Below are 24,125 nucleotides of genomic sequence, written 5' to 3' on the forward strand. Positions count from 1 at the left end.
TAAAGAAAAACCATAGGTGGCGACTGCGATGATTCAGCATATTTATGAGCATTATCACATGCATGTTAAAGAATTAATCCCCCTTGGCCCCTATAAAAGCTTTTGGATTCGCAACAAAATTTATGTACTTGTTCCAATTGGAGAAATGGAGGAAGAAGTACTTGTAGAGATGAAAAAGCTCAGTGATTATATGAACCAGCAAGGGGATATAACTGTAGCGACTTTCGTTCCGACTATACACGGCTACTATGTAAGTGAGATAGAAGAACAAAATTATTGCTTATTAAAAGGTATGCGCACGTTAGAACGACATGCTATGTCATTAGGAAGTGAGCTTTCTATATTCCATAAACGAGGTGCATTCTTTCCAGAAGAAATTGAGCAATTAAGCCGAATTGGTGAATGGAAAGCGTTATGGGAAAAAAGGCTCGATCAATTAGAAAAGTTTTGGCAATCACAAGTGATGAACCACCCTTCAGATGTATTCGATCAATTGTTTATTGAATCCTTCCCGTATTACTTAGGAGTTGCAGAAAATGCCATTCAATATGTTGTCGATACAGAAATGGATGATACGCCGCAACTAACGGATGCAGCAACAATTTGCCAAGAACGATTCACACCTTTATTATGGCATCAAACGAAGCGGCTCAAACTCCCTTTTGATTGGGTGTATGATCACCCGAGTCGTGATATTGCAGAATGGATCCGCCATATGACGATAGAAAAAAAGAAAGACTGGGAGCAAACAATCGTTCAATTTGTTACAGATTATGAACGGAATTATTCGCTATCCTCATTTGGCTGGCGCTTATTATTTGCAAGGCTCCTGTTCCCGCTTCACTATTTTGAAACGGTCGAACGATATTACCAAACTGGAAACGAAGAACAAAAAAGCATATATAGAGATCGCTTAGAAGCCATTTTACACGATGTGAACCGCTCAGAGCAATTTATGAAGCATTTTTATGGCTCGCTTCGTTTACCAGTAGATAAGCTTGGGATTAGAAAATTAGATTGGCTATCTTAAAAGTATAAAAAAGAGACCGATGGAGGTCTCTTTTTTATACCACAATTTTATGTAATACATTATGCCCCTACCTGCTGATCTGCACATATATTTAAAACGAATTGATGCCCTTCGAGTTTTTCATTTACTTTACCCAATAATTCTTGCTGGATTTCTTTAAATAAAAATTGATAGCTTGTACTCCATGTTGGTATAACGGATGAAAGGCCTAATAAATATTCTTTTTTCTTTTCTAGTTCTTGAATTGTTAAAAAAGTGTTCCCCATTTTTGGCATCTGTCGTCCCCCCTATGTTTTTTACTTTATATGTGTGAACGATTCACTATATAGTATTAATTATCGCATTTTTTGAGAGGGATTTCCAATTTTGTTTTATGATGTTAACGGATAAATGTGATTTGAATAAAAAAAGGAGACCAAATTTGGTCTCCTTTTAGCAAGTGACTTTGAACGAGCCGCTTCCGCTTTTAATTAAAATACTTGTTCTACTTCGATAACGCCTGGTACTTCTTCAAGTAACGCGCGCTCGATACCAGCTTTTAGTGTGATTGTAGAACTTGGGCAGCTTCCGCATGCACCCATAAGGCGTAGTTTTACGATACCTTCTTCAATGTCTACTAATTCAACGTCTCCGCCATCGCGAAGTAAGAATGGACGTAATTTATCTAATACTTCTAATACTTGTTCTTGCATATGTGGGTTTTCCATTTTTATCGACTCCTTTCATCAGTTTTATTATAATCAAGATAGAGGGGAAAATCTATTTTTTCTCTTCTTGTTTTATTGTCGAAATTTTGTATCGTGTTTTTTCAGTATAGGGGTATGGAATAAGTTTGTAAAATGATGTGCTTATGTAATAAGACATCTGAATATACTGTTGGGACAAGAAGTGGGGGAGAAGAAATGGTTAATGTTCAAGTGTATGGGACGAAAGTAATTTGTGCGAGCTGCGTTGGAATGCCATCTTCAACAGAAACGTTTGAGTGGTTACAAGCGGCAATTGGTCGTAAATATGAAGGACAAGAAAATAAATTTAATTTCGAGTATATTGATTTCCAAGAAGAACAAGAAGATGCGGATAAAAAAGCATTCGCAGAGCGCGTAGTGGAAGAAGATTTATTTTATCCGGTCGTTCTTGTAAATGGAGAAATTGTTGGAGAAGGAAATCCTCGTTTGAAGGATGTTTACGAAGAAATCGAGAAATATTTATAAAACAAGAAGTCTTTGCGAATTTGCAAAGGCTTTTTTTATTGGAGGGATAGATATGAAAAATGGAGTGAAGCATGCGTTACCAACGGAAGTAGAGCAGTTAATGGAGCGGTACACAGTAGAATTAAAAGAAATTTTTTTGGATGAAAAAATAGTCGGGGTATATATTTACGGATCCATCGCACTAGGTGCATTTCATAAGGAAACGAGCGATGTTGATTTTGTTACAGTGATAAATGATTCCGTGAATGAAGCTGAAAAACAGCAGCTTGTGGAACTACATAAGAAACTTAGTGATAATATGCTAGGTAAAAGAATGGACGGTATGTATATTCCGCTTGCTGACTTAGGGAAATACAATGATGAAATGAACGAGTACGTGTATTGTGCAGATGGTAAAGCTAATGTTGGTCATTGGGACATTAATGCGGTCACATGGTGGACGTTGAAAAATCAAGGCATTACAGTTACCGGAAAAGAAGCAGAAGATCTTCCGCTGCAAATACAATGGAATGATGTAGTAAATACGATGAAATACAACGTAGAACAGTACTGGAGTGAAAAGGCGAAGAAGCCATATTTATTTTTTATAGAAGAGTGGGTAGAATCAGCTGTCGTTACGATGGGACGTATTTTATATACACTAGATCATAAAACAATCGTTTCAAAAGATAGAGGCTTGCAATACTTGTCAGAACGTTCAGCGGAAGAATGGGAGCTTTTATTAAAAGAAGTAGCGAGAATACGGCAGAACCCAAAAGAAAAGCGAATGCTCTCAAGGTGGAGAAGGGCAGATATGACGAAGAGGTACTTACTGCATTTAATTGAGATGTGTAGAGAGAAATGGTAGGGAAGAAAATGGACAATACAGTGGGGTGTATTGTCTTTTTTATTTTGTAGTAGATAGAAAAGTATTTACAAGTATTGTGTAGAGGAAAGATAATAGAAAAAAATATGTGCATGGGGGAAGATGATGAGTAAATATAAATTACATATAGATAGAGAACAATTATGGAAAGGATGCGTTTTAAATTCGATTGCCCATGCAATTAATGTAGCGCATTGTCCAGATTTCTCACATGAAAGTTCATGGGATGGATTTAACTATAGTATGCAAGATAGCCAAGGCGGACAAGGGGCAATTACGTTTCATCCGAATTACACGATTGTATGTCTTCAAGATGTGAATAGTGAGAGAATGGATGAGTGGATTGATGCGAAAAGTTATTTTGAAGGGGCACCTTCGGAAGTAATAGATATTGCCAAAGAAGAAGCACTTCAATACGTATTAGAAGAAGTAGAAGGCGAAACAGTTCCTTTTATTACAACTGCATTTTGGATTGAGGATAGTGGTGCGTATTCAATTGATTCATTTGAAGAGATGGAAGAGCACGGTGGATTCTTATTAGAAATTCCATTACTTGATACAGAATCAGCAATGGAAAGACTGGAAGAAGAGTATGAACTGACAGAGGAACAAATAGAGCTTTTACAACTCGTGTATGAGAAAAAAATCCAAAGGCCAAATGAGGAAATTAAGTTGTCTAAAGAAGAAGTAGTAATGATTGGAACGGAAGATAGCGAAGGATTGGAAGCTAGTAAGGAGTCATTTGCAGAAATGAATATTACTTGGGAGTTGTAGGATAGGATATAAAATTGTGATAAAGGACTAGTAGAAAGAACAATGTGAAATTACATTGCACTTTCTACTAGTTTTTTCATATACATATCAACTTCGTGAAAGAATATGGGCTCTTTTTCCTTAGTATTCAGATGCACGGTGCAATGTAAATATTGCTGTAAGTAGCGATTAGCTTGTTCGTACTGTTTTAATTTGTAGAAAGAAAAACAGGTAAGAAGTAGAAACGCTTTTTCTTCTAATATTGGAACGACAGCTAGTACCGGAGTAATGGAATGTATATTTATTTCCACTAAATTTTCATAAGATGTCCATGTTTGAAACCAGTCGAAAATAGTAGAAAGGTAATTCGGAATGTTGATAGTTTCATGTGAAACATTATGCAATAGCTGGTTCTGTTTGATATGTATAGGCTCTATTCTCGTTTGTAGAATGCAATCGAATATTGAAATGTTTTCTTTTATTTGTAATTGGTGCGTAATAAGCTGCGGGAGACCGATAGGGTGGACTCCTATATTTATATAAAAGTCATCTCCAAACTGGCTTTTTTGTATGTTAATGAGCTTATAAAATCCGTTTTCAGTTTTGAAAAATGTATGTCTTTTTTTCTTAAAGCCGAGTGGTTTTAAAGTGGCGTGTAAATTTGTAATAAAATCTTGCTCCTTTTTAGAGCCAGGTTTATTCTTCGTCATATTCATAAGTAGTTAAGTTTTGTAAGAAACTTTCAAAGTTAGGTGCTAATTCAATAATTTCCTCAAACTCATTATCGATAAATATAACTGGAGGATTTTCAGCTACATTTCGATAGTCTAATGCAATCCATGTATGTCCATCACCAGATAAAAGTATGATATTCTCAGGCATTTCCCATTCTCGAATTAAATAGTGGCTCTCTAAAATACTAGATTCATTTTCATCAAAAGAAATACTATATAAACCAGATACATTAACGTGATCGTCTGCCCAAGAATTTGGCTTTGAAGTAGGGTGAACATCGAGACGAAGAGTTCCCCCATTTTGTTCTTTTAGAAGGTTTATATATGATTCTGGAAGCTTTACGTTCAGTACTTCTTCTGCTTTTTTGATTAGTTCATCGTTAATGGGTGCTAGTTTTAAATAGTCATCGTCTGCCCAAATTGTACTCTTCATATTCGATCACCTCAAATAATAGTTTTAAGAATCTTATGTCATATATTATAGTTAGTTTAGATAACATGCAATAGAGGGAGGGACGGAGTATGGATGTGTATGAATACCTCGATCACGTAAATTCTAAAGAAGATTTATTAAAATTTCTTGTATACCTCCAAAAGGATTTTAAAGTGAATAGAGATGAATGGGAGAATGTAGAGGTAGAGACTTATTTAGAGGCATTAAATAGTTGGTTAGGTTCTTGTGAATCGGTTTATATAAATCAAGGAGAGAAGTTTCCAGAAAATATTTCATGGAAGTTTATTGCTCAAATGTTACTTGCGGCAGCTCATTATGAATAAAATTAGATTTTTAAAAGATAGAATGGAGAAGATATCTTGATTAACCATAATAAAATTAAACAACTTTTAGCACATGTAGATCGTGCTGATGATAATGAAATTGAGCTAGAGTATGAATCTGAACCTATGACGATAGAATTGTTTAATAGTGAAGAAATAGAAGAAAGGCAACTTGGTTATAGTTTTGATGAAGAAGGACAAAGCTTAGTCGGGAATGAAGAAGGAGATTGGAAAGAAGGATGGATTGTAATAGGGATAGATTCATATCTTGGAGACCCGATTTTTGTAGATAGTAATGATGAGAACTGTCCAGTTTATACAGCTATGCACGGTGAGGGAGAATGGGAGCCGGAATGTATAGCGGAGCGTATAGAAGATATTATTGAGAAAGTGAAGGGGAATGTGCGAGAAATAAAATAGTATTTCAATGTGATTAAGAGGGAGGGAATGTAGTATATATTCACTAAAAAAGATGTATAAAAATGATTTTGATGCATCCTTTTTAGTGAATATATAAAATAATTAACTTAGTGTATTAAATATATGATACATGATTATTTTAATATATTTAAAAGTAAAATGAAATAAGAAACGGATAATTGTCGGAATATATTCGATTTCCGTTCATTTTTATGAAATATGTGTACTTTTTGTTAGATTCCTTCATTTTGTGCATATACAATAAATGTATATAGAAATAAGAAAAGGATGATGCACGTGAAGGACACTGTTTTACAAGAAACGATTTCTCCACAAGAATTACATAAAGTTGTTCAAAAGAATACAGCTTATTATGACTTTAAGTGGGGGAAAGTAGAAAATCCAGCGCAAGGGAATACATGGAATTGGGTAGCCTTTTTCTTCCCAACTTTTTGGTTAGCTTATCGAAAAATGTATAAGTTATTTATTATATTTGCGTTATTGGCTATACCTAGTATAGTTATACCCCCTTTTATAGATATTCCAGATGGGATTTATGTAACATTTAATTTAGCTCTTCAATTAGGAATGATGATATTTACTGGATGGCAAGGAAACCGTTTATATTACAAGCATGCTGTTCGTGTTTTTCGTAAGGGAGAAGATTCGTCTGATCATGAGAAGGCGTATTTCTTACAATCAAAGGGTGGCGTGAGTATTGCTGGTATGATTGGTTTACAGGTTATAGTCGGGATTGTGTTTGGGTTAGCTGCGCTCGGGCTGTCCTTTTTACCAACTGAACCGAATATTAAAAACGTTGTTCGTTCAAGTGGTGAAGGGGTTATTTTAGAGATTATGACTGATAATCCAACTTGGAAGTTTGTTAAGAAAGAAAAAGATTATGACGTAGTAGAGTTTACTGGTTATGATTATACAGAGAAGAAAAACGTGAAAATTAAATTTGCTGTTTATTTCGATGAAGATTATTTCGAGTGGCAAGAGGTATATGAAAATAATAAGAAGTTAAGTGAAGAAGAAGTGGAAGAATATCAAATTTACATTGAAGAAAATAATTTGGGTTTCTAGAGAGAACTCGTTCATTTTGAAAAGAAGAATCTTGTGAAGGTTCTTCTTTTGTTTATTAGGGGGAGAGAAATGATTTCAGCATGAATAGAAGCTCTAATAGGATCTATTAGTTTAAGTACGGGTTTACACACGAAAAAGATTGATGCTAACATACGTTACTTGCAGCAGTATGAATGGTTTCGAATGATATATGAAGACGAGAAGTATCAAAAGTTATTTATTACGAACTACAAAGTTCGCTCATATTTACAAAGTAAGCTAAGAGTTCGATTGCTCGTGAAAAATAAAAATGCACAACGAAGATTTTTAAAATTAGTAGAAGAGCAAATAGAAAAACGGCATACAAATTGAAATTTTGTAAAATACAATAAAAAATGAGAATTTGAGGTAGGGTTGTCAATAACGTGAGACTATGGCACTATAAAGAAATGCTATACAAATTTTATTTATCGAGATGTAAACATCAATTTTGATTTTTACGTATAAATAATGAACGGAGGAAATGAATTTATGGCTACTTTACCAAATTGTCCAAAATGTAATTCAGAATATACGTATGAGGATGGCGTTCTTTTCGTATGTCCAGAATGTGCTCATGAGTGGGGCCAAGAAGCAGAAGCTGAAAATAATGATGGTGCAAAAGTTGTAAAAGATGCGAACGGAAACGTTCTTCAAGATGGCGACGCTGTTACTGTTATTAAAGATTTAAAAGTAAAAGGAACTTCTTCAGTTGTGAAGATCGGTACGAAAGTAAAGAGTATCCGTCTAGTTGATGGCGATCACGATATCGATTGCAAAATCGACGGTTTCGGAGCTATGAAGTTAAAATCACAGTTCGTTAAGAAGGCGTAAGTAAATAGAAGAGGAGGCGAATAGCCTCCTCTTTTTATTATGTCACTTTTTGTCGGTAAATCGATATTTCGTACAAAATCGTTGATATATTCTGAGTTATGATAGATATATTTGAAAAATCGTTGATATATTGCAAGTTATGATAGATATATTTGAAAAATCGTTGATATATTGCAAGTTATGATAGATATATTGAAAAAATCGTTAATATAATTTCACTCACCGAGAACGATGCATCATTTACCTCGCATCATAGTCAACCTCTTTCAACTGACATCGCTTATTAAAGAACGTTTTATATCCAAGCTGTAAAAAGATAATGACAGCAAAGGCAGTACTTCCAGAAATACCGAGTATGATGGCGATTTGATATTGAATGGCTGTGAATGGTGATACACCGGATAATATTTGACCAGTCATCATGCCTGGTAAGCTTATAATTCCCATTCCGACCATAGAATTAATTGTTGGTAAAATAGCAGAGTCAAAAGCTTCTCGAATGAGCGGAGCAGCAGCTTCTTTCGGTGTTGCGCCGAGCATAAGTGCACCTTCAATTTGACCTCTTTGCGATTTCATATTGTTTAAGAACGTATTTGCACCAAGAGAAACACCAGTCATGGCATTCCCAACTAACATTCCTGTAATAGGGACGATATATTGCGGAGCATACCAAGGGTCATGACCGATAATAACAAAGATAAATAGTAGAAGTGGCCCAATTGATCCGGCGACCATGGAAAGGGCGGCTACTCGTTTTAATTCTTTAGACATTGGGATGTTAACTCGTTTATAAATATTAAAAATTGCAAAGGTAGTAATAGAAGTGATGAGAGCGATTGTATAAAATGGATTACTGTTTTCAAATACGTATGTAAGGACATATGCAACAAGTACGAGCTGAATGGTCATACGGAATGTTGCGAGCGCGATTTGTTTTTCGCGAGGTATTCCTTTTAATTTTACAAGTCCAATTAAAATAAGAATGAAAATATAGGCAGCTGCAAGTTGCCAAATTTGGAGTTCAATAACGCCCTTCAACTGAGAGCACTTCCTTTCTAGTTGCACCCTTTGTTTTGCTAATTTCAATAATATCATCTGCAATTTCTTCTGGAAGTTGTTGTGAGTGTGTGATGAAGATAACTGTTTTTTTCTTTTTTCGTGCTAGTTCAGTAAATTGTTTCATTACGCGTCGTTCTGTATCACTATCTAATGCTGAAGTTGGTTCATCTAATAAATAGACAGGCGGATCCATAAGTACGATACGTGCAAAGGCAAGTCTTTGTTTTTCACCGCCGGATAATGAGGAGGTGCTATCTTCTAATTGCTTGTCTAAGCTAACGGTTTGTAATGCACTCCGCAGGGCATCATCATTTGGAAATGGTTTTTCAGAAAGACGAAGTCCCATTAATAGGTTGTCTTTAACGGTTCCATCAAAAATAGGTGGAGTTTGCCCAAGCATAACTACGTCACGACGTAATTGAATAGGGTAATAATCAGAAATTAATTTTCCGTTATATTCAATTGTACCGGATGTTGGGGATTGTAAATCGTTTAACATGCGAAGTAACGTGCTTTTTCCACTTCCGCTTTCACCGATAATACAAGTAATCTTTTCTTTTTGAATCTGTAAATAAGGAATGTGTAGTATATCTTTATATATAACGTCTTTTAATATAAACATAAATCGCTCCTTTCTGATTCTAGTTATATCGTATCAAAAAAAGAGGGGAAAATGGTTATAACGAACAACGTTTTTTCTTCGTCTTGAGTTTTATTAATAAGTTAAGTAAACGATCTAATTCTTGGCTGAAAGAAATCACTTTATCATGAGTGAATCCGTATCGTTCAACGAGATAGATTAGCTCTTTCTTTTTCGCTTCTATTCGATTGTTTAGTTTCGATAAGTTCATAAGTGGAATGTAATGCCTCCTACAAAAGTATTTATCACATGAAAAATAAGACCGAATGAACTCGGTCTTAAAGGAAGTAATAAAACAACTTACAAATAGCATACAATGTTTATCAATATTTTTTAATATAAAAATGAAAAATAAATCATTATAAATATTGAGAAAGATGTGTCTGATAATTTTTAAAAACTGATGCAAAGAGGCTGCCTACATAGTAGACAGCCTGTAAGGTATTAACCTTTATGATATTTGTACATCCAAAGAAGACCAGATTTTAATAATCTCGGTACACGTCCCATTAATGGTTGGTTTGCTAGTAAACCAAAGCCGTGCTTCTTACCAAGAGATCCTAGAACACCTTTTAATTTAATAACAGGTAGTTCATCCGGGAGTGGTTCATTATTCCAACGTTTTAATAATATTTGGACAATTTGTTCTCCTTGACCTTCAGCCAGTTGGGCAGATGGTGCATGTGGAAGTGCTGCGCAATCTCCTACAACGTAAACATGATCGTTATTTGGAATATTATGATATTTAGTTAAGACAACCCGTCCGCTACCATCTTGTTCAACTGGAAGGTTTCGAACAACTTCATTTGCTTGAATACCAGCTGTCCAGACGATTGCATCACATTCAAGTGGTTCATCGTGGTTGTACACAATATTTGGTTCTACTTTTGTAATGTTAGAGTTTCGTATAATGTTAACTTTATGCTTTACAAACCATTCTTCTACGTATCTACTTAATTTCTCTGGATATGGGAATAAAATTCTATCTTTTCGATCAAATAAATAGATTTTTAAATCAGAACGGCTTTCACGAAGTTCACTTGCTACTTCAACGCCACTTAAGCCAGCACCAACGACAGTTACTGTTGCATTTGGTTCTAGACTATTTAATTGTTCATATGTCTTACGTGTTTGTTCAATTGATTGTAGACTATGTGTATATTCTCTAGCTCCAGGAACGTTATGATATTTATCTTCACAGCCAAGTCCGATAATTAAATCATCATATTGGATCGCTTCGCCGCCATCAAGATGAACAGCTTTTTCTTCGAGGTCAATATTTGTTACTGTGCCGTATTGAATATTGAGGCGTGGGTGTTCAGGAAACGGTATACGAATATGCGTTTCTGAAATAGTACCCGCAACTAATGCATAATATTCAGTTTTGAAGCAATGATATGGTACTTTGTCGATTAATGTCACTTGTACATCATCTGGAAGTTGGTTGCTTGGAAGTAGCCTTTGCAGAATTCTCATTCCACCGTAGCCCCCACCTAGTATTACGAGGTGTTTCATGATGGATTACCCCTTTTCTGTTGAAATATCCCCTAATCATAAAATTTTATATTAATAAAATATTTTGACTTTACTCAATCAAATTATATCGAATTTGTGAACAAATAACAATGCATGAATGAATACTCTGTTGTACAATAAGAAGAAAAGTAAACTGTTTTTCTTTTTAAGTTACTCTTTCATTGTAAGTAGCATGTTATATAGAAGAAATCATCTACTTTGAAGTGAAGTAATGAAGTAACTAAATAGTTTAGACTGTGTAACGAAAACAACAAGAAACAGCTTAGTTTTCTTCTTATAGATAAAGTGAAAAGGTAATTTGTTTTGTAGTACAGGGGGGAGAATTTTGATTAAACCATTAATTGAATTTTGTGTAGGTAACCTTGCAAGTGGTTCACAAGCAGCTCTAGAAAAATTAGAAAAAGATCCGAATTTAGATGTAATGGAGTATGGTTGTTTAGGATATTGTGGCATTTGTTTTGAAGGACCATTTGCACTTGTAAATGGTGAAGTTGTACAAGGTGCAACAGTAGAAGAGCTTGTTAATAATGTATATGAGTATTTGGATGAAAATCCAATGTTTTAAGGTGTTGCGAATTAGTAGCACCTTTTTCATTAGATAAAACTTTATTTCGTGGGGAAGACTAATACTGAGTATTAGTCTTCCCCAATCGAAAATAGTAGGATAAATAAAAAAAGGCCCTTTTTAGAAGGGCTTTTTTCTTACACAAATTGTGTAAGAGTGGCTCATCGCCAAACGTTGTCAAATATGAGAAACGGGGGACATTCATATTGTGTTCTAAAAGCATGCATTTTATACTTAACATAACAAATTATTTTTGGAGTGAATATAAATGAGCCAATTTTCTTTTACAAAAATGCATGGTCTTGGCAATAGTTATATATATGTAAATATGTTTGAAGAGCAAATTCCTGAAGAAGATTTAGCCCTTGTGGCCGAAAAGGTTTCAAATATTAATACTGGTATTGGAGCAGACGGGATGATTTTAATTTGCCCTTCAGACGTAGCTCCGGTGAAGATGCGTATGTTTAATAATGATGGTTCTGAAGGAAAGAGCTGTGGTAACGGTTTACGCTGCGTAGCGAAATATGCGTATGAGCATAAACTAGTAGAAGAAACAGTTTTCACAATTGAAACGTTAGCTGGTATTGTAACGGCTGAAGTAACAGTAGAAGATGGTGTCGTGACATTAGCAAAAATCGATATGGGAGCACCTCGTCTAACACGTGCAGAAATACCGATGCTTGGTGAAGGTGAAACACCATTTATTCGTGAAAACTTCTTATACAATAATCATCGTTATGCATTTACAGCTGTTTCAATGGGAAATCCGCATGCGGTTATTTTTGTTGATGATGTAGAAAAAGCACCTCTTACAACACTTGGACCAGTTCTCGAGACACATGAAATGTTCCCAGAGCGAGTAAATGTTGAGTTTATCGAAATTTTGAATAATGACGAGATGAACTTCCGCGTTTGGGAACGTGGATCTGGTGTAACGCAAGCTTGCGGAACAGGAGCGTGCGCTGCAGTTGTAGCTGCTATTTTAAATGGAAAGATGGAACGTGGTAAGGAAATTACAGTCCATTTAGCTGGCGGCGATTTAATGATTGCGTGGACTGAAGAAGGAAACGTGTTAATGAAAGGACCTGCGGAAGTAATTTGCCGCGGAGTGTATGAGTACAAGATAGAAGCGTAAAGATGTATAATGAACTAAGAACAGAAAGGAAGGTGTATTTCATGATTGAAGTAACAGAACAAGCAGCTTTTCAAATTAAAGATATGTTAAAAGATGCTGAAGATGGAGAGAAGTATGTGCGCCTTGCTGTACACGGCGGCGGATGTAGCGGTCTTTCTTACGGCTTAGGATTTGAAGTAGAACCAAAAGAAGACGACACAGTGCTTGAGTTTTTCGGTGTTGAATTTGTTATCGATACAGAAAGTGCTCCAATTGTTAAAGGAGTAAAAATTGACTATAAACAATCTATGCTTGGCGGCGGATTCACAATCGACAATCCAAACGCAATCGCATCATGCGGATGTGGATCATCTTTCCGTACAGCATCGAATGCTGGTAAGCCAGAAGAGTGCTAAGTTTTTAGCAGAAATAGAGAAAGACCTTTTTAGCGATAGAATAAAATCGTTAGAAAGGTCTTTTCTTTTTGCGTTAAAACAGGAAATGTATGTAAAGTTAATCTAGATATTAATTTAAATGTTATTATATATGGTATATATGGTTAATACTGTGAATTCGAGATTCATATTGTTCATTTTAAGATAAGATTATGTAGAAAAAATGTAAATGATTAGCAAAAATATACTATTTATTAGTTATATTTAATGTTAATATTTGTAACGAAGATGATTGGCGAGGGCTGATTAAAGTTTCACTTTATACAAAAAAGGTGCATGAGCGAGAAGGCTATAGCAAATTGTATAGAACTGAATAGTTCCGTATTAATTAAAATACGTTGATTATTAGATATAAAAAACACCGGGGGGATTAGAGTGAAGTCATTTAAGAGAGTACTTATAGTAGGGATGGCGTTGACTACAGTATCGATTTTGGGAGCTTGTTCTAGCGATACGGACGTATTAACAAAAGCAGGAGCAAAGCAACCAGCGAAGGCGGAAGGTGAAGTACTAAAAGATCAGAAGAAAACACCTATGACTACGAGCAAACGTGAAAGTATTAAAAATGAGGATGCACCATCATCACAAAAGCGTTATATTTCTCATGATGAATCTCAAAAGATTGAGGAAGGGATGACGTATACGGATATTCTTAATACGATTGACTATGGTGGTGAGAACATAAAACATTATAATAACCATGAAAAACGCGTATTTTATACTGAAAAAGATACGGATGGTACATATGAAATTATGGTTGAATTAAATACATATGGTTATGTTGTAAACATTGAACGTACTGCTATAAAGGATGAAGATAAAGATACAGATAAAGAGAATCAGGTATTTACGAAACGTAGTGAAGGGCCTGTAAAGGAATATGAAGAAAAAAACGATCGTGTACCGTGGTATAAAGATGTAAATAACAATTCGGCAGCAGTAAGTTACAATCATTATTTGAAAATCAAAAAAGGTATGCCCGCGAATCAGGTAAAAGCTGCAATTGGACAGCCACATGTGATTGAGAAATATAAATCTTATTCAGTATATGACTATACTGGTTATGGTGGAGAAGGATCATTACGTGTAATCTTTGAACCGAATGGAACTGTTACGGATGTAGTGGAAGACGGTTTACCACGATAATAAATTAGTTACGGGAAGAATTGTAGTAAAGTTGTCTTTGATTTTATAAAGTTTTTGGGAGCATCTCCGAATATAGGTGAAAAAATAATTCTCTTAGCCATGTTAACTACAGTATTAGTATTTACCGAAGTTTCTTCCAAATTCAATAGCGTTATCGTGGATGTTGTTGTCGTATTATCTTTGTTGATATATACCGCAGTAGGGCAGAAATTGTAACTGGACGCGGAGGAGTAGCAGCTTCCTTTTAAAAGAAGGAGGAAAATATGATGGAGGATATTCTTGAATTTATAGGGAGATACGTAATTAAACCTATTATTAGTTTAGTGAGATATCTTGTAATAGAGATTATAATTGAGGGCATAATAGAAGGCGTAATAAACGGTATAAGGAAATTACGTGATAAGTGGCGAAATTGGCGTGAAAGACGTTATTGGCGGTAGTGTAGCTGATGAGCGTGAGAAACAAAAACGTTATACAGAAGCTTAATGGAATGACAATTTCTAAAGTGAAGAAATAATTATTATCTTACAAAAGTGTAATGTTCATGTCATGTTTTTGAATTTCTTCTTTAAGCTCCGGGCTTTAAGATAAGAATATAAGAAAAAACATATGAGGTGAAGGAAATGAAAAGATACATTGCACTATTTAGTATTTTAGTTGTATTTGCAAGTTTGTTAGTTGGTTGTGATTTAAACCGTATGGGTAAAGATGAGTATTATGTTCAAATTACAGTAGATGGAAAAGAATTTGATAGTAAAGCTAGTAATGGGCAGAAATTTAAAGATTATGAATATAAGCTGACTGGCTTTGATAAAGACGGTAAAGAGAAAGAATTAGAATTCATAGCTCAAAAAAATCTTCGTAAAGAAGCATTCCTACGCGTATACCACTCAGATAAAAAAGGTGTAACAGCTTGGGAAGAAGTGAAAAAAGACGAGCTTCCAGCGAAAGTGAAAGAAAAACTAAGTGTGAAATAAGACAGATAAAAAGGAATTGACGAACAGGGTCAATTCCTTTTTTTGTTTTCAAATTCTTCTTCTGAAATGACTTTAAATCCGTGTCTTTTAAATAAAGCAGTTGTCACTCCGAAACCAGTTTGCTTATTACCGTTAAATTCTCCAGTGTAAATCGTAGAACTACCACAAGATGGGCTGCGTTCTTTTAAAATAATATATTCTGGGTGTAAATCTTTAATTTGTTCTAATGCTTTATAAGCACCATTTACGAAAGCTGCTGTGACATCTTCACCATTTTTTGTTATCACTTTCGCTTTTCCGTCTAAAACGTCGTCGCCATTCCCGCCAATAATTTCAGCGGAAGGACGAGGTGTTGGTAGTCCTCCTAATACTTCAGGGCAAATGAGGACTGTATCTTCTTTTTGCAGAAGCTCCTCTATTTTTGAAACGAGATTGTCATTCCCGTCATAACGGCAAGCAATCCCACCTAAACAAGCGCTAATTACGATCATATTTTCATCTCCATTAAAAAATATTAACTATCACGCCAATTTCGCTTCCTGCCTCTTACTTATAAATGAGGTGATATAAATGGGAAGCTTATATAATTTAATGAAACCATATAGTGAATTTCGAAGTAAAGAAGAGTTTAATACATATCAAAAACAAGTTTTGAAGTGCTACCGATTTCAATTGAATAAAACTGATTCTATCATTATTCATTTTTTAGGAAAATATGCGGTGAATGAGAAACAAAAAACAGTAGGAGTCGCTTGTCCATTAATGGGGACGATTGCGACGAATGTTGGAAAGAGTATTCGTACAGTACGCCGTTCAATTGCAAAGTTAGAGGAACTAGGAATTATAAAGCGTGTTGCAACAAAAGAAAGGCATAAACGCGGCGGGTATAGTGCGAACTTATATGTATTTCTTACATCTGCGATTGACCGCATGGATGACCGTATGAAAATGTCCGCTTGTAAAACTGAGGATAATGCAACTGGCTGTAGTAAAAATGAGCAAAAAATTGCTGGGGAAACAATTCTTTCTAAAAACATTTCACAAATAAAAGAGAAAAGAAAAGGAACGTATGAGCTTGATGAGACGTATTGCCGTCATGATATACTGAAGCCTTTTATATACGCACTGGTGCCGATGACGAGTAATCCGAAGAAAATTAATATATTTTGGAGTAAGGTCGAGCTTGCGTATAAAAAGAGTGGGTTACTAGAACAAGGTGTTTTACTGGAGCAAATATTAGCTGACGAAGAAGTGTATGGAAATTTAATTTGGCGCGTGAAAAGTGTTGTAAGAGCATATAAATATGGGGAAATTCGTAAAGACATTGGGGCACTTTTATACAGTACAGTGCGAGATTTATTTTTAGAGGTTGGATTAGAATGGGGAGCAGCATTAAGGAGAAGTAAGGGAATATCACTATTTGATCCATTCAAAAAAGAGCCATGCGTATAATACATGACTCTAAGTGGCTAATCGAACTTCCTTACAACTGGAACACGAATCGCTACAAATAGTACGAAGACGATAACAGCTATTGCACCACTTTTCATAACGGTTACGATTGGAATTCCCATTGCAAGTGCAAGTGATGTGAATGCATAAGAGAGCGGGATAAAGCCCATTGATGATAGCATAAGTAAACTCATTACGCGTCCCATCATTTCTTCTTTTACTGTCGATTGAATCATTGCCATAAGCGGTACAATCGCCATTGCGATTGTAATACCATAAAACATGCCGGCTAATAGTGCTTGCCAAAGTACGGTACTAAAGTTGATAGCTAAGAAGAATATACCAGACAATAGCATCATGATAATACAAAATAGACCGCGTCTACGATTAATATTTTTTAAACCGACAATGACAGCACCGATTGCCATTCCGCCACCTACAGATGCTTCTAAGTAACTAAAATGGAGCGAATCACCATGCAGAACGTTTTTAACAAAAAGCGGGAAACCAACTTGCATCGGGCCGATTAAAAATAAGTTTAAAAAAGCGCTACAAATAAGGAAAGTTGAAAGGAATGGCGATTCCTTTACATATAAGATTCCTTCTTTAATGGAAGTGAACATACCTTTATCTGTATCTTTTTGTTCTGGCATCGTAAATTGTATTTTTTGAACGAGTATGGCAGCGACAATCAGTAATAAAATCGTAATGGAAAAGATTGTCTCATAGTTCGTAAATTTAATGAGAATACCACCAAGTACAGGGCCTAAGATGACCGATGCTTGGTTCGTCATTTGTGTAAGCGAATTTGCTTGTGTTAACCGGCTTTTTTCTACCAATTCCGGTAAGATAGATCCATCTGCTGACCAGAAGAAAGCATCAGCAAGTCCAAAGAATAAAGCGAATAAAGCAAATGTATATAGTGTTACATCACCGACAATGAACCATGTGAGAATGGTTGCGACAAGAATCGCTCGAATGATATTGGAGTAAAACATAATGTTTTTTTTCGGGAATTTATCAGCTACAGCGCCGCCGACAATCATAAAAATAAGCCTTGGAACACTAAGAGCTACGAAAACAACACCGAGTGAAGCTTCAAGGTTTAATGTTTTTGCTATGTACCACGTTTGTGAAAAAGTAAAAAAGGCTAAAGCAAAGCTTGAAAAAAGAGTAGCTGCCCAAAGAAAAAGGAAATTCGTATTTTTTAATAACGGTTTTCCGCTTCCTTCTAAAGCAGTTTTATTTTGTTGTAGTTCCTCCATATTGCTTCCTTTCTATGTGACGAATTTAAACTAAAAAACTTATTAACAATCGTTTTATACAGTTTCTAATATTTCTATACTGCACTTTCTCATTGTAGACAATAATAATGAATTTGCCCAGTAGCTATTTAACGACAAAAAAAGATGCCGAATGGGCATCTTTTTTTAGGCTAACGCAATATAAATATCCAATTGAACGTTGTTTGGATCTAACGCTCTTTCATCGTAAAGCTCAAAGTCTGTTGTGAAGGCACGTTTATTTTCTTTCGACCATTTCCAAATATATTCCCAAGCTTCACAAACGACTTCAGCAACTGGTCCTTTTCTTGTTGTAAATACCGCATATGTAGCGGCAGGTATTGTTAAAGTTGTCATATTTTCAGGAACGTCTTCTAATGAAGAAACAGGCATACCGATTGTAAATTGATATGTACCGGTTTCATCTGATTCGTAGTTTGAGTAGAAAGCGAATGTTTCTTTCGTTTGTTGATTTGGGATGTGATGCATCATTTGTTCTTGAAAGTATCGGTTCCAAAGTTGTGGAATGTTTCCTTCAGTAGATGCCTCTTTTTCATTAGTCGTCGTAACCGAAACGCCGATTGCGTGGAAAGCTTCTTTTTTTACGATAATAGGTTCGTGTAGCATAAAAAATTCCTCCTTTTTTAAAAAAGAACATTTGTTCTTGTTTTAATATAACATATTTTTACATGTAACGGTTGTTATTTTTAGAAAATTTTAATCATAAAAAACAAACTGAAAATAACTAAAAAATGGTAAATTTTCTATTGTATGTATAAATAGGATGAGGAGTATGTTAAAATTTTTAAGTATCCTTTAACTGTTATATAAACCTATACAGCACGGTGTTTTTACTATATTAAAAGTATGGTAACGGTTTGTATAAGTGTCCGGTATATATGCTATTTTTGATAAATTAAAATAGTAATATTCTATGAGATTTATATTGTTGACATTGGGATTTCAACGATACATTTTCGTAGGTCGGATTGTTGCGAGTGGATATATATTGCTATGTATTCGGCTACTAAATGAAAGGGTTACTGAAATGAAGTAGGCGGATAGCAAGTATATAGAAAGGAGAAAGGTAGAAAATATGAAGCAAGTATTGAAGTGTTTTAATGTCGTAACAATGATCACACTTCTTCTATCCATCATATTGCCTTCGCCCAGTGCTTTTGCTACAGAGATAAATAAAAAAAGCTGGGATGAGTTACAAGGAAATGATGTGAAAATTAAGGCAGATCAAGTGAATGCTGAAATGTATAAGGGAGAAGTAGCGGAGAGGGAGCACGTATTTCAATATAAGATTGAAAATACGGGAGATACACCAATCCGAGAATTAGTAATTAAACAAAATAATGACAATGGAATTGAGTTTCTTTCGCAATCTGTGAAAGTAAACGGAGAGAAGTTACTTGAAAATAAGGTAGCGGATTTCTATGTAGAGGAAAAAGATAATGGAGGAAAGGTTCTTTCTTCTAATCTTAAAATTCAAGATTTAAAATCACATGAAAAAATGACTGTATTAATAAAAGCTCGTCGTGCGCAACATTTTAATAAAGAGTATAAGCAAAAAATTAGTGTGCAAAAGGATCAACTACAAATAGGAAACATGTCTGTAGATGTTGAAGGGCTTCCTTCTGAAGAGAAGTTAGAAGCTAATACCGATGATGAGGCTGACAGTAGTAAGAAAGCTATCGGATCAACAACTGATTCAAAAACTAAAGAAGTGGATGGAAAATTAAAAGTATCTGTAGAAGATAAAAATACATCTGCACAAAAAACAAAAATAGAGAAGATAAAACAACCTGAGGCTGAGAAGCAACTAGAAAAAGAGAAAAAGCAATCACCTTTAGCAGTAAAGCAGAGTGATGCAGAAGTACAAGCTGCATCAGAAAATGCTTCGAAGGTTCAAATCCAAACAGGAGATAAACAAGGATTTGGAGACCCGTTGTATTCTACAATTGCTCCTGGTAATTTAGTACAGACTGGTAATGTGACGCTTGGTTTGACATCTGATCATTATGGCAGACAAAGTATGGGTTATAAAACGAATAAAATGACGGTTGATGTTGATAACGATGATAGTACTTTTAATTCGTCAACAGGTGCATTTCCTAACATTCCTGCTGGAAGTAAAGTGAAAAAGGCTTACTTATTCTGGACAGCAGCAATGGGGTTACCAGGAAATATCGCTGATAGAAAGGTTACCGAGGATCAAGTAAGGCAACCAGTCAAAATGAGAATGGGAAATAAAGAATATGCAGAGGTAACTGCTGATAGCATAAGAAAAGCTGATTATCTACCTTATATTTCTAATTACTCAGGTAGTGGCGCAGGATATGTAGCGTATGCAGATGTAACAAATATAATTGCACAGCAAGGTATTTCTCAAACGTTGACAGTTGCAAATGTGCCACAAATTAAAGATGTAACAGGTGGCGGCTATTACTGGGGTAACTGGAATCTTATATTAGTTTATGAAAACTATAAAGAAACAGTAAAAGACATGAAGATTTGGGAAGGGCTAGTCTCTCAAAAAAGTACAGCCTGGACAGATATTAGTGTTAATAAAATAAACACACCAAAAGAAGGCGCTTTTAAGGCGAAATTTAGTTATTTTTCATCGCAAGGTGATCCAGCTGATAATGATGGATATGCCTATGATTATGGAGAGTATGATTTTGGGTTAGGGTATCAAAAGTTTAAAAATATTAAAGGTAAAGATAATGATGTTAATGACTCATCTATGACAGAAGTACAAGTAGATGGCACTAACGAATTTGTTACGAAAAAATACCCAGGATATAATCCAGATTGGACAAATTCTTTCAGTACAGATATTCATACGTATCACCTTGAAGGACCCACTCAAGTAAAGAATGATTTGAAAGAAGGAAAAATGCGTTTTAGAGCATATGGTGGTGGCGGTGATATTTACGTATTAAACAACGCCACATTCGTTACAGAACATAATGCTCCAAACTTACAAGTTGATAAAAAGGCATTAGATAGTACCGGTAAAGAAGTTAAGGAAATTAAAGCTGGTGAAGAGTTTACGTATCAAATTGAAGTGAAAAATGATACGAAAAATAATCAAGCGCCGGTATCGAATGTAAAAGGTTTTGATAAATTAGATGACCGTTTAGAGTATGTTCCAGGGTCTATTCAATATGTTTCTGGAAGTAGTAAAGGAAATAAAACAGATGATGCAAGCGATGATGAAGCGGAGTTTGTAAATAATCAAATTGATTTCCGTGTTGGTGAAGGTGCTAATGCTAAAGACGGCGGTGTTTTAAAGCCTGGTGAAAGTACCGTTATTACATTCAAAGTAAAAGTGAAAGATTCTGTACAATCAGATACAACAGTAAAAAATGTCGTTGTTGTAAAGGGACAAGATAGTGCCGAGATAAAGTATGAAACTGAGGACGATGCAAATGTTACGGTTACTACCCTAAAAGAAGTTCCAGGGGAAATAGAGGCGAGAAAAATAGCTTCTAATAAAACACCGAAGTTAGGTGATGAGGTAGAGTATCGTATTACATTTAAAAATAAGACAAAAGATGGACGTCTAGATGTATTGACCATTGAAGACGAATTACCAAGTAGTCTTGAATACGTGAAAGATAGTTTGAAAGCTGAAGGTGTAAAACCAGAGCCAGTAGAGCTGAAGTTTGAAAATGGAAAAGTAATTGCAAAGTATCCAGAAATTATGGATATGGAAGAAAGAAGTATCGTCTTTAAAACAAAAGTAAAAGAAACTGCAAAAATTGGTGAAGAAATTGTTAATAAAGCAACCGTTAGAGATAAAACAAATCCATCAAAGAATCTAGAAGAGAAGATTACACCACAGCATAAGGCCGGTAAAATTGCTGCAAAGAAAAAAGCAACAAATAAGAAGCCGAAGCTAGGAGAAGAAGTTGAATATCAAATTAGCTTTAAAAATACGGTGGAAAACGGAAAACTAGATGCAGTTACAATAGAAGATGAAATTCCAGCTAACTTAGAATTTGTTCAAGGCAGTGAGAGGGCTGAAGGTACTGAACCAAATCCGGTAGAGTTAAAAGAAGAAGCTGGAAAAATTACAGCGAAGTATGAAAATATTACTGATACAGCTGAGCGTAGCATTATCTTTAAGGTAAAAGTAACAGAAGCAGTAAAAGTCGGGAAGAAAATCGTGAATACGGCAATTGTGGATGATGATAATCCGAAGAATCCTCCGCAAAAACCAGAAGCGATTATTACACCGGAGTATAAGAATGGAAAAATAAAAGCTGAGAAAACAATAAATAACCCAGCTCCAAAATTAGGAGAAGAAGTAGAGTATCGAATTACGTTCCGTAACGTAGTTGAGCACGGAAAATTAGCGAAGGTGAAAATTAAGGATGAATTACCAAACAGTTTAGAGTTTGTAGAAGGTAGCGAAAGAGCTGAGGGGGATAATCCAAAACCGTTGCATGTAAAAGTGAAAAACGGCATAGTACTCGCAGAATATCCAGAAATTACGGATACGAAAGAAAGAAGTATCGTCTTTAAAGCAAAAGTGAAAGAAAAAGCTAAAATTGGCGAAGCGATTGTGAATACGGCGGTTGTGGAAGATACTATAAATCCACCAGAGAAACCGAATGTCGCGATACAACCTCAACATAAAGAGGGTGTATTACAAGCTGAAAAGACAGTGAGTAACCATGAACCGAAGTTAGGAGAAGAAGTAGAATATCGAATTAGTTTTGAAAATACAGTAGAAAACGGCAAACTAACTGAGGTAAAAGTAGAGGACGAAATTCCAGCTGGTTTAGAATACGTACAGGATAGTATAAAGTCTGATGGGCCGGAACCAAATCCAGTAGAACTTAAAGTTGAGAATGGAAAAGTAACAGCAAAGTATCCAGAAATTACGGATACGAAAAAAAGAAGTATCATCTTTAAAGTGAAAGTACAAGAAACGGTACAAGTAGGAAAAGAAATTATAAACAAGGCGGTTGTGGATGATAATAATCCGACAAATCCACCAGTTGAGTCACTTATACCAATTACACCTCAATATAAAGATGGGAAACTAGAGGCAAGGAAAGAAGTAAGTAACCATGAACCAAAGCTAGGGGAAGAAATCGAATATCGAATTACTTTTAACGGCACAGTAGATGGCGGGAAGTTAGTTGATGTAAAGATTGAAGATGAAATTCCGTCTGGTTTAGAGTATGTGAAAGAAAGTCTGGAGGCCGTAGGTGATAAGCCTGTGCCAACAGAACTTAAAATCGAGAATGGAAAAGTAACAGTGAAGTATCCAGAAATTACGGATACGAAAGAAAGAAGTATCATCTTTAAAGTAAAGGTAAAAGAATCAGTAAAAGTTGGAGAGGAAATAACAAATAAAGCGATCATTCATGTAGATGATCCAGATCATCCAGTTATGGAACCGACAGCGACAATAAAGCCAGAATATAAAGATGGTAAGTTAAAAGCGACGAAGACAGTAAATAATAAAGAACCGAAGCTAGGAGAAGAAGTAGAATACCGAATTAGTTTCAAAAATACGGTAGAAAACGGCAAACTAGCAGAGGTAAAGGTAGAAGATGAAATTCCAGCCGGTTTAGAGTACGTGCAAGATAGCATTAGATTTGAAGGGGCTGAACCAAATCCAATAGAGTTAAAAATGGAGTTTGGAAAAGTAATAGCAAAGTATCTAGAAATTACAGATACGAAAGAACGTAGTATTATTTTTAAAGTGAAGGTAAAAGCAGCACCAAGTAAAGGGATAACAAATAGAGCGGTAGTGGACGATAAAATAAATCCACCACTTGAGCCTACAGTTACAATTTTACCGAAAACAAAAGAAGATCTTAAGATACCAGAAGAGCCGAAAGAACCAGAAGTGAAACCGGAGGAACCGAAAGATCCGAAGGAACCAGAAGTGAAACCGGAGGAACCGAAAGATCTGAAGAAACCAGAAGTGAAACCGGAGAAACCGGAAGTAAGACTGGAAAAGTTAATTAAAGAACCGCAAGTAAAAGTAGAAAAAGAATTACCGAAAACAGGGGCAGCACATTCATGGATGATGTCAGTTGGTGCGGGAATTTCATTCTTAGTTGGCGGAGTATTATTCGTATTAGGTAGAAGAAGAAAACAATAATTTTTTAGACGAAAAGCACACTGAGTTCGATAGT

27 protein-coding genes and 1 pseudogene are annotated in these 24,125 nt (G+C 35.3%); 17 read left to right on the forward strand and 11 right to left on the reverse strand.

What is annotated here, in order from left to right; all coding sequences use genetic code 11:
- Positions 1-28: 28 nt before the first annotated feature.
- A complete protein-coding gene (gene yutH / locus QO049_RS02525) occupies positions 29-1,030 on the forward strand; it encodes a spore coat putative kinase YutH (protein WP_000614218.1) in 1,002 nt (333 codons plus the stop codon).
- Positions 1,031-1,089: 59 nt separating this feature from the next.
- Here yutH and QO049_RS02530 read toward each other — a convergent pair whose 3' ends face one another.
- Complete coding sequence (locus tag QO049_RS02530; RefSeq protein ID WP_246961516.1) at positions 1,090-1,305, reverse strand: carbonic anhydrase; 216 nt, start codon at positions 1,303-1,305, stop codon at positions 1,090-1,092.
- A 195-nt stretch (positions 1,306-1,500) separates the two neighbouring features.
- On the reverse strand, positions 1,501-1,737 hold the full coding sequence (locus QO049_RS02535) for a NifU family protein (protein WP_000431159.1): 237 nt from the start codon (positions 1,735-1,737) through the stop codon (positions 1,501-1,503).
- Between the two features lie 195 nt (positions 1,738-1,932).
- On the opposite strand from QO049_RS02535, the gene QO049_RS02540 reads away from it, so the two are divergent.
- From QO049_RS02540 to QO049_RS02550, 3 genes are all read left to right on the forward strand, one after another.
- Positions 1,933-2,241 (forward strand): YuzD family protein, encoded by a 309-nt coding sequence (locus QO049_RS02540; protein ID WP_000248588.1) that lies wholly within the window; start codon positions 1,933-1,935, stop codon positions 2,239-2,241.
- A gap of 52 nt (positions 2,242-2,293) precedes the next feature.
- Positions 2,294-3,088, forward strand: coding sequence for a nucleotidyltransferase domain-containing protein (locus QO049_RS02545; RefSeq protein ID WP_001986998.1), 795 nt, complete (start codon positions 2,294-2,296; stop codon positions 3,086-3,088).
- Positions 3,089-3,211: 123 nt separating this feature from the next.
- A complete protein-coding gene (locus QO049_RS02550; RefSeq protein ID WP_284489109.1) occupies positions 3,212-3,880 on the forward strand; it encodes a hypothetical protein in 669 nt (222 codons plus the stop codon).
- 50 nt (positions 3,881-3,930) lie between these two features.
- Here QO049_RS02550 and QO049_RS02555 read toward each other — a convergent pair whose 3' ends face one another.
- A complete protein-coding gene (locus QO049_RS02555) occupies positions 3,931-4,569 on the reverse strand; it encodes a DUF4304 domain-containing protein (RefSeq protein WP_246963098.1) in 639 nt (212 codons plus the stop codon).
- Positions 4,556-5,026: an SMI1/KNR4 family protein gene (locus tag QO049_RS02560; RefSeq protein ID WP_246961514.1), complete on the reverse strand. Its 471-nt coding sequence runs from the start codon at positions 5,024-5,026 to the stop codon at positions 4,556-4,558. Before QO049_RS02560 ends, QO049_RS02555 begins: the two co-directional genes overlap by 14 nt.
- Before the next feature lie 89 nt (positions 5,027-5,115).
- On the opposite strand from QO049_RS02560, the gene QO049_RS02565 reads away from it, so the two are divergent.
- The 5 genes from QO049_RS02565 to phnA all read left to right on the forward strand — a co-directional run bounded on the left by QO049_RS02565 (position 5,116) and on the right by phnA (position 7,728).
- Positions 5,116-5,370, forward strand: coding sequence for a DUF7660 family protein (locus QO049_RS02565; RefSeq protein ID WP_000383681.1), 255 nt, complete (start codon positions 5,116-5,118; stop codon positions 5,368-5,370).
- A 36-nt stretch (positions 5,371-5,406) separates the two neighbouring features.
- On the forward strand, positions 5,407-5,790 hold the full coding sequence (locus QO049_RS02570) for a hypothetical protein (protein ID WP_246961512.1): 384 nt from the start codon (positions 5,407-5,409) through the stop codon (positions 5,788-5,790).
- 297 nt (positions 5,791-6,087) lie between these two features.
- The gene (locus tag QO049_RS02575; protein ID WP_246961510.1) at positions 6,088-6,876 is read left to right on the forward strand and encodes a DUF2628 domain-containing protein; all 789 of its coding nucleotides are present in this window, start codon (positions 6,088-6,090) and stop codon (positions 6,874-6,876) included.
- 84 nt (positions 6,877-6,960) lie between these two features.
- Positions 6,961-7,227 (forward strand): hypothetical protein, encoded by a 267-nt coding sequence (locus QO049_RS02580; protein ID WP_246963096.1) that lies wholly within the window; start codon positions 6,961-6,963, stop codon positions 7,225-7,227.
- 159 nt (positions 7,228-7,386) lie between these two features.
- Positions 7,387-7,728: an alkylphosphonate utilization operon protein PhnA gene (gene phnA, locus QO049_RS02585; protein ID WP_000212737.1), complete on the forward strand. Its 342-nt coding sequence runs from the start codon at positions 7,387-7,389 to the stop codon at positions 7,726-7,728.
- 240 nt (positions 7,729-7,968) lie between these two features.
- Here the strand turns inward: phnA and QO049_RS02590 are convergent, their stop codons facing one another.
- From QO049_RS02590 to QO049_RS02605, 4 genes are all read right to left on the reverse strand, one after another.
- Entirely contained in the window at positions 7,969-8,766 is a 798-nt protein-coding gene (locus QO049_RS02590) for an ABC transporter permease (RefSeq protein ID WP_097796600.1), read from the reverse strand.
- Positions 8,750-9,409, reverse strand: a complete 660-nt coding sequence (locus QO049_RS02595) for an ABC transporter ATP-binding protein (protein ID WP_000470265.1) — start codon at positions 9,407-9,409, stop codon at positions 8,750-8,752. Before QO049_RS02595 ends, QO049_RS02590 begins: the two co-directional genes overlap by 17 nt.
- A gap of 55 nt (positions 9,410-9,464) precedes the next feature.
- Positions 9,465-9,638, reverse strand: a complete 174-nt coding sequence (locus QO049_RS02600; RefSeq protein WP_001054089.1) for an aspartyl-phosphate phosphatase Spo0E family protein — start codon at positions 9,636-9,638, stop codon at positions 9,465-9,467.
- A 233-nt stretch (positions 9,639-9,871) separates the two neighbouring features.
- The gene (locus QO049_RS02605; protein ID WP_246961508.1) at positions 9,872-10,942 is read right to left on the reverse strand and encodes an NAD(P)/FAD-dependent oxidoreductase; all 1,071 of its coding nucleotides are present in this window, start codon (positions 10,940-10,942) and stop codon (positions 9,872-9,874) included.
- Between the two features lie 346 nt (positions 10,943-11,288).
- Between QO049_RS02605 and QO049_RS02610 the strand changes: the two genes are divergently transcribed.
- From QO049_RS02610 to QO049_RS02635, 6 genes and pseudogenes are all read left to right on the forward strand, one after another.
- Positions 11,289-11,528 carry a YuzB family protein gene (locus tag QO049_RS02610; protein ID WP_000595026.1) on the forward strand — a complete coding sequence of 80 codons (240 nt, stop codon included), beginning with the start codon at positions 11,289-11,291 and terminating at the stop codon, positions 11,526-11,528.
- 268 nt (positions 11,529-11,796) lie between these two features.
- Positions 11,797-12,663, forward strand: a complete 867-nt coding sequence (dapF, locus tag QO049_RS02615) for a diaminopimelate epimerase (protein ID WP_000077397.1) — start codon at positions 11,797-11,799, stop codon at positions 12,661-12,663.
- A 41-nt stretch (positions 12,664-12,704) separates the two neighbouring features.
- Complete coding sequence (locus tag QO049_RS02620; protein ID WP_000573825.1) at positions 12,705-13,058, forward strand: HesB/IscA family protein; 354 nt, start codon at positions 12,705-12,707, stop codon at positions 13,056-13,058.
- 414 nt (positions 13,059-13,472) lie between these two features.
- A complete protein-coding gene (locus tag QO049_RS02625) occupies positions 13,473-14,243 on the forward strand; it encodes a hypothetical protein (protein ID WP_000834604.1) in 771 nt (256 codons plus the stop codon).
- A 411-nt stretch (positions 14,244-14,654) separates the two neighbouring features.
- Positions 14,655-14,723: pseudogene (locus QO049_RS02630) on the forward strand (methyltransferase); the annotation flags it as partial.
- Positions 14,724-14,866: 143 nt separating this feature from the next.
- Positions 14,867-15,220 carry a YxeA family protein gene (locus tag QO049_RS02635; protein ID WP_000833145.1) on the forward strand — a complete coding sequence of 118 codons (354 nt, stop codon included), beginning with the start codon at positions 14,867-14,869 and terminating at the stop codon, positions 15,218-15,220.
- 29 nt (positions 15,221-15,249) lie between these two features.
- On the opposite strand, the gene QO049_RS02640 is transcribed toward QO049_RS02635, so the two are convergent.
- Positions 15,250-15,711 carry a 2-thiouracil desulfurase family protein gene (locus QO049_RS02640; RefSeq protein ID WP_000635484.1) on the reverse strand — a complete coding sequence of 154 codons (462 nt, stop codon included), beginning with the start codon at positions 15,709-15,711 and terminating at the stop codon, positions 15,250-15,252.
- Between the two features lie 79 nt (positions 15,712-15,790).
- Here QO049_RS02640 and QO049_RS02645 point away from each other — a divergent pair, with 79 nt between their 5' ends.
- On the forward strand, positions 15,791-16,672 hold the full coding sequence (locus QO049_RS02645) for a helix-turn-helix domain-containing protein (RefSeq protein ID WP_246961504.1): 882 nt from the start codon (positions 15,791-15,793) through the stop codon (positions 16,670-16,672).
- Positions 16,673-16,689: 17 nt separating this feature from the next.
- Here QO049_RS02645 and QO049_RS02650 read toward each other — a convergent pair whose 3' ends face one another.
- Together QO049_RS02650 and QO049_RS02655 are read right to left on the reverse strand one after the other, a co-directional pair.
- Positions 16,690-17,937, reverse strand: coding sequence for an MFS transporter (locus tag QO049_RS02650; RefSeq protein ID WP_000391938.1), 1,248 nt, complete (start codon positions 17,935-17,937; stop codon positions 16,690-16,692).
- A 165-nt stretch (positions 17,938-18,102) separates the two neighbouring features.
- Positions 18,103-18,582, reverse strand: coding sequence for a GyrI-like domain-containing protein (locus tag QO049_RS02655; protein WP_000902159.1), 480 nt, complete (start codon positions 18,580-18,582; stop codon positions 18,103-18,105).
- A gap of 469 nt (positions 18,583-19,051) precedes the next feature.
- On the opposite strand from QO049_RS02655, the gene QO049_RS02660 reads away from it, so the two are divergent.
- Positions 19,052-24,091: an isopeptide-forming domain-containing fimbrial protein gene (locus QO049_RS02660; RefSeq protein WP_246961502.1), complete on the forward strand. Its 5,040-nt coding sequence runs from the start codon at positions 19,052-19,054 to the stop codon at positions 24,089-24,091.
- Positions 24,092-24,125: the final 34 nt, after the last annotated feature.

Source organism: Bacillus sp. RB3 (genome assembly GCF_030164735.1).
Taxonomy (GTDB): Bacteria; Bacillota; Bacilli; order Bacillales; family Bacillaceae_G; genus Bacillus_A; species Bacillus_A cereus.

Excerpts from the sequence above, each read along its gene's own strand:
- yutH (WP_000614218.1), top strand. The coding sequence starts at position 29 with ATGATTCAGCATATTTATGAGCATTATCACATGCATGTTAAAGAATTA.
- QO049_RS02530 (WP_246961516.1), bottom strand. The coding sequence starts at position 1,305 with ATGCCAAAAATGGGGAACACTTTTTTAACAATTCAAGAACTAGAAAAG.
- QO049_RS02535 (WP_000431159.1), bottom strand. The coding sequence starts at position 1,737 with ATGGAAAACCCACATATGCAAGAACAAGTATTAGAAGTATTAGATAAA.
- QO049_RS02540 (WP_000248588.1), top strand. The coding sequence starts at position 1,933 with ATGGTTAATGTTCAAGTGTATGGGACGAAAGTAATTTGTGCGAGCTGC.
- QO049_RS02545 (WP_001986998.1), top strand. The coding sequence starts at position 2,294 with ATGAAAAATGGAGTGAAGCATGCGTTACCAACGGAAGTAGAGCAGTTA.
- QO049_RS02550 (WP_284489109.1), top strand. The coding sequence starts at position 3,212 with ATGAGTAAATATAAATTACATATAGATAGAGAACAATTATGGAAAGGA.
- QO049_RS02555 (WP_246963098.1), bottom strand. The coding sequence starts at position 4,569 with ATGACGAAGAATAAACCTGGCTCTAAAAAGGAGCAAGATTTTATTACA.
- QO049_RS02560 (WP_246961514.1), bottom strand. The coding sequence starts at position 5,026 with ATGAAGAGTACAATTTGGGCAGACGATGACTATTTAAAACTAGCACCC.
- QO049_RS02565 (WP_000383681.1), top strand. The coding sequence starts at position 5,116 with ATGGATGTGTATGAATACCTCGATCACGTAAATTCTAAAGAAGATTTA.
- phnA (WP_000212737.1), top strand. The coding sequence starts at position 7,387 with ATGGCTACTTTACCAAATTGTCCAAAATGTAATTCAGAATATACGTAT.
- QO049_RS02595 (WP_000470265.1), bottom strand. The coding sequence starts at position 9,409 with ATGTTTATATTAAAAGACGTTATATATAAAGATATACTACACATTCCT.
- QO049_RS02600 (WP_001054089.1), bottom strand. The coding sequence starts at position 9,638 with ATGAACTTATCGAAACTAAACAATCGAATAGAAGCGAAAAAGAAAGAG.
- QO049_RS02605 (WP_246961508.1), bottom strand. The coding sequence starts at position 10,942 with ATGAAACACCTCGTAATACTAGGTGGGGGCTACGGTGGAATGAGAATT.
- dapF (WP_000077397.1), top strand. The coding sequence starts at position 11,797 with ATGAGCCAATTTTCTTTTACAAAAATGCATGGTCTTGGCAATAGTTAT.
- QO049_RS02620 (WP_000573825.1), top strand. The coding sequence starts at position 12,705 with ATGATTGAAGTAACAGAACAAGCAGCTTTTCAAATTAAAGATATGTTA.
- QO049_RS02635 (WP_000833145.1), top strand. The coding sequence starts at position 14,867 with ATGAAAAGATACATTGCACTATTTAGTATTTTAGTTGTATTTGCAAGT.
- QO049_RS02640 (WP_000635484.1), bottom strand. The coding sequence starts at position 15,711 with ATGATCGTAATTAGCGCTTGTTTAGGTGGGATTGCTTGCCGTTATGAC.
- QO049_RS02645 (WP_246961504.1), top strand. The coding sequence starts at position 15,791 with ATGGGAAGCTTATATAATTTAATGAAACCATATAGTGAATTTCGAAGT.
- QO049_RS02650 (WP_000391938.1), bottom strand. The coding sequence starts at position 17,937 with ATGGAGGAACTACAACAAAATAAAACTGCTTTAGAAGGAAGCGGAAAA.
- QO049_RS02655 (WP_000902159.1), bottom strand. The coding sequence starts at position 18,582 with ATGCTACACGAACCTATTATCGTAAAAAAAGAAGCTTTCCACGCAATC.
- QO049_RS02660 (WP_246961502.1), top strand. The coding sequence starts at position 19,052 with ATGAAGCAAGTATTGAAGTGTTTTAATGTCGTAACAATGATCACACTT.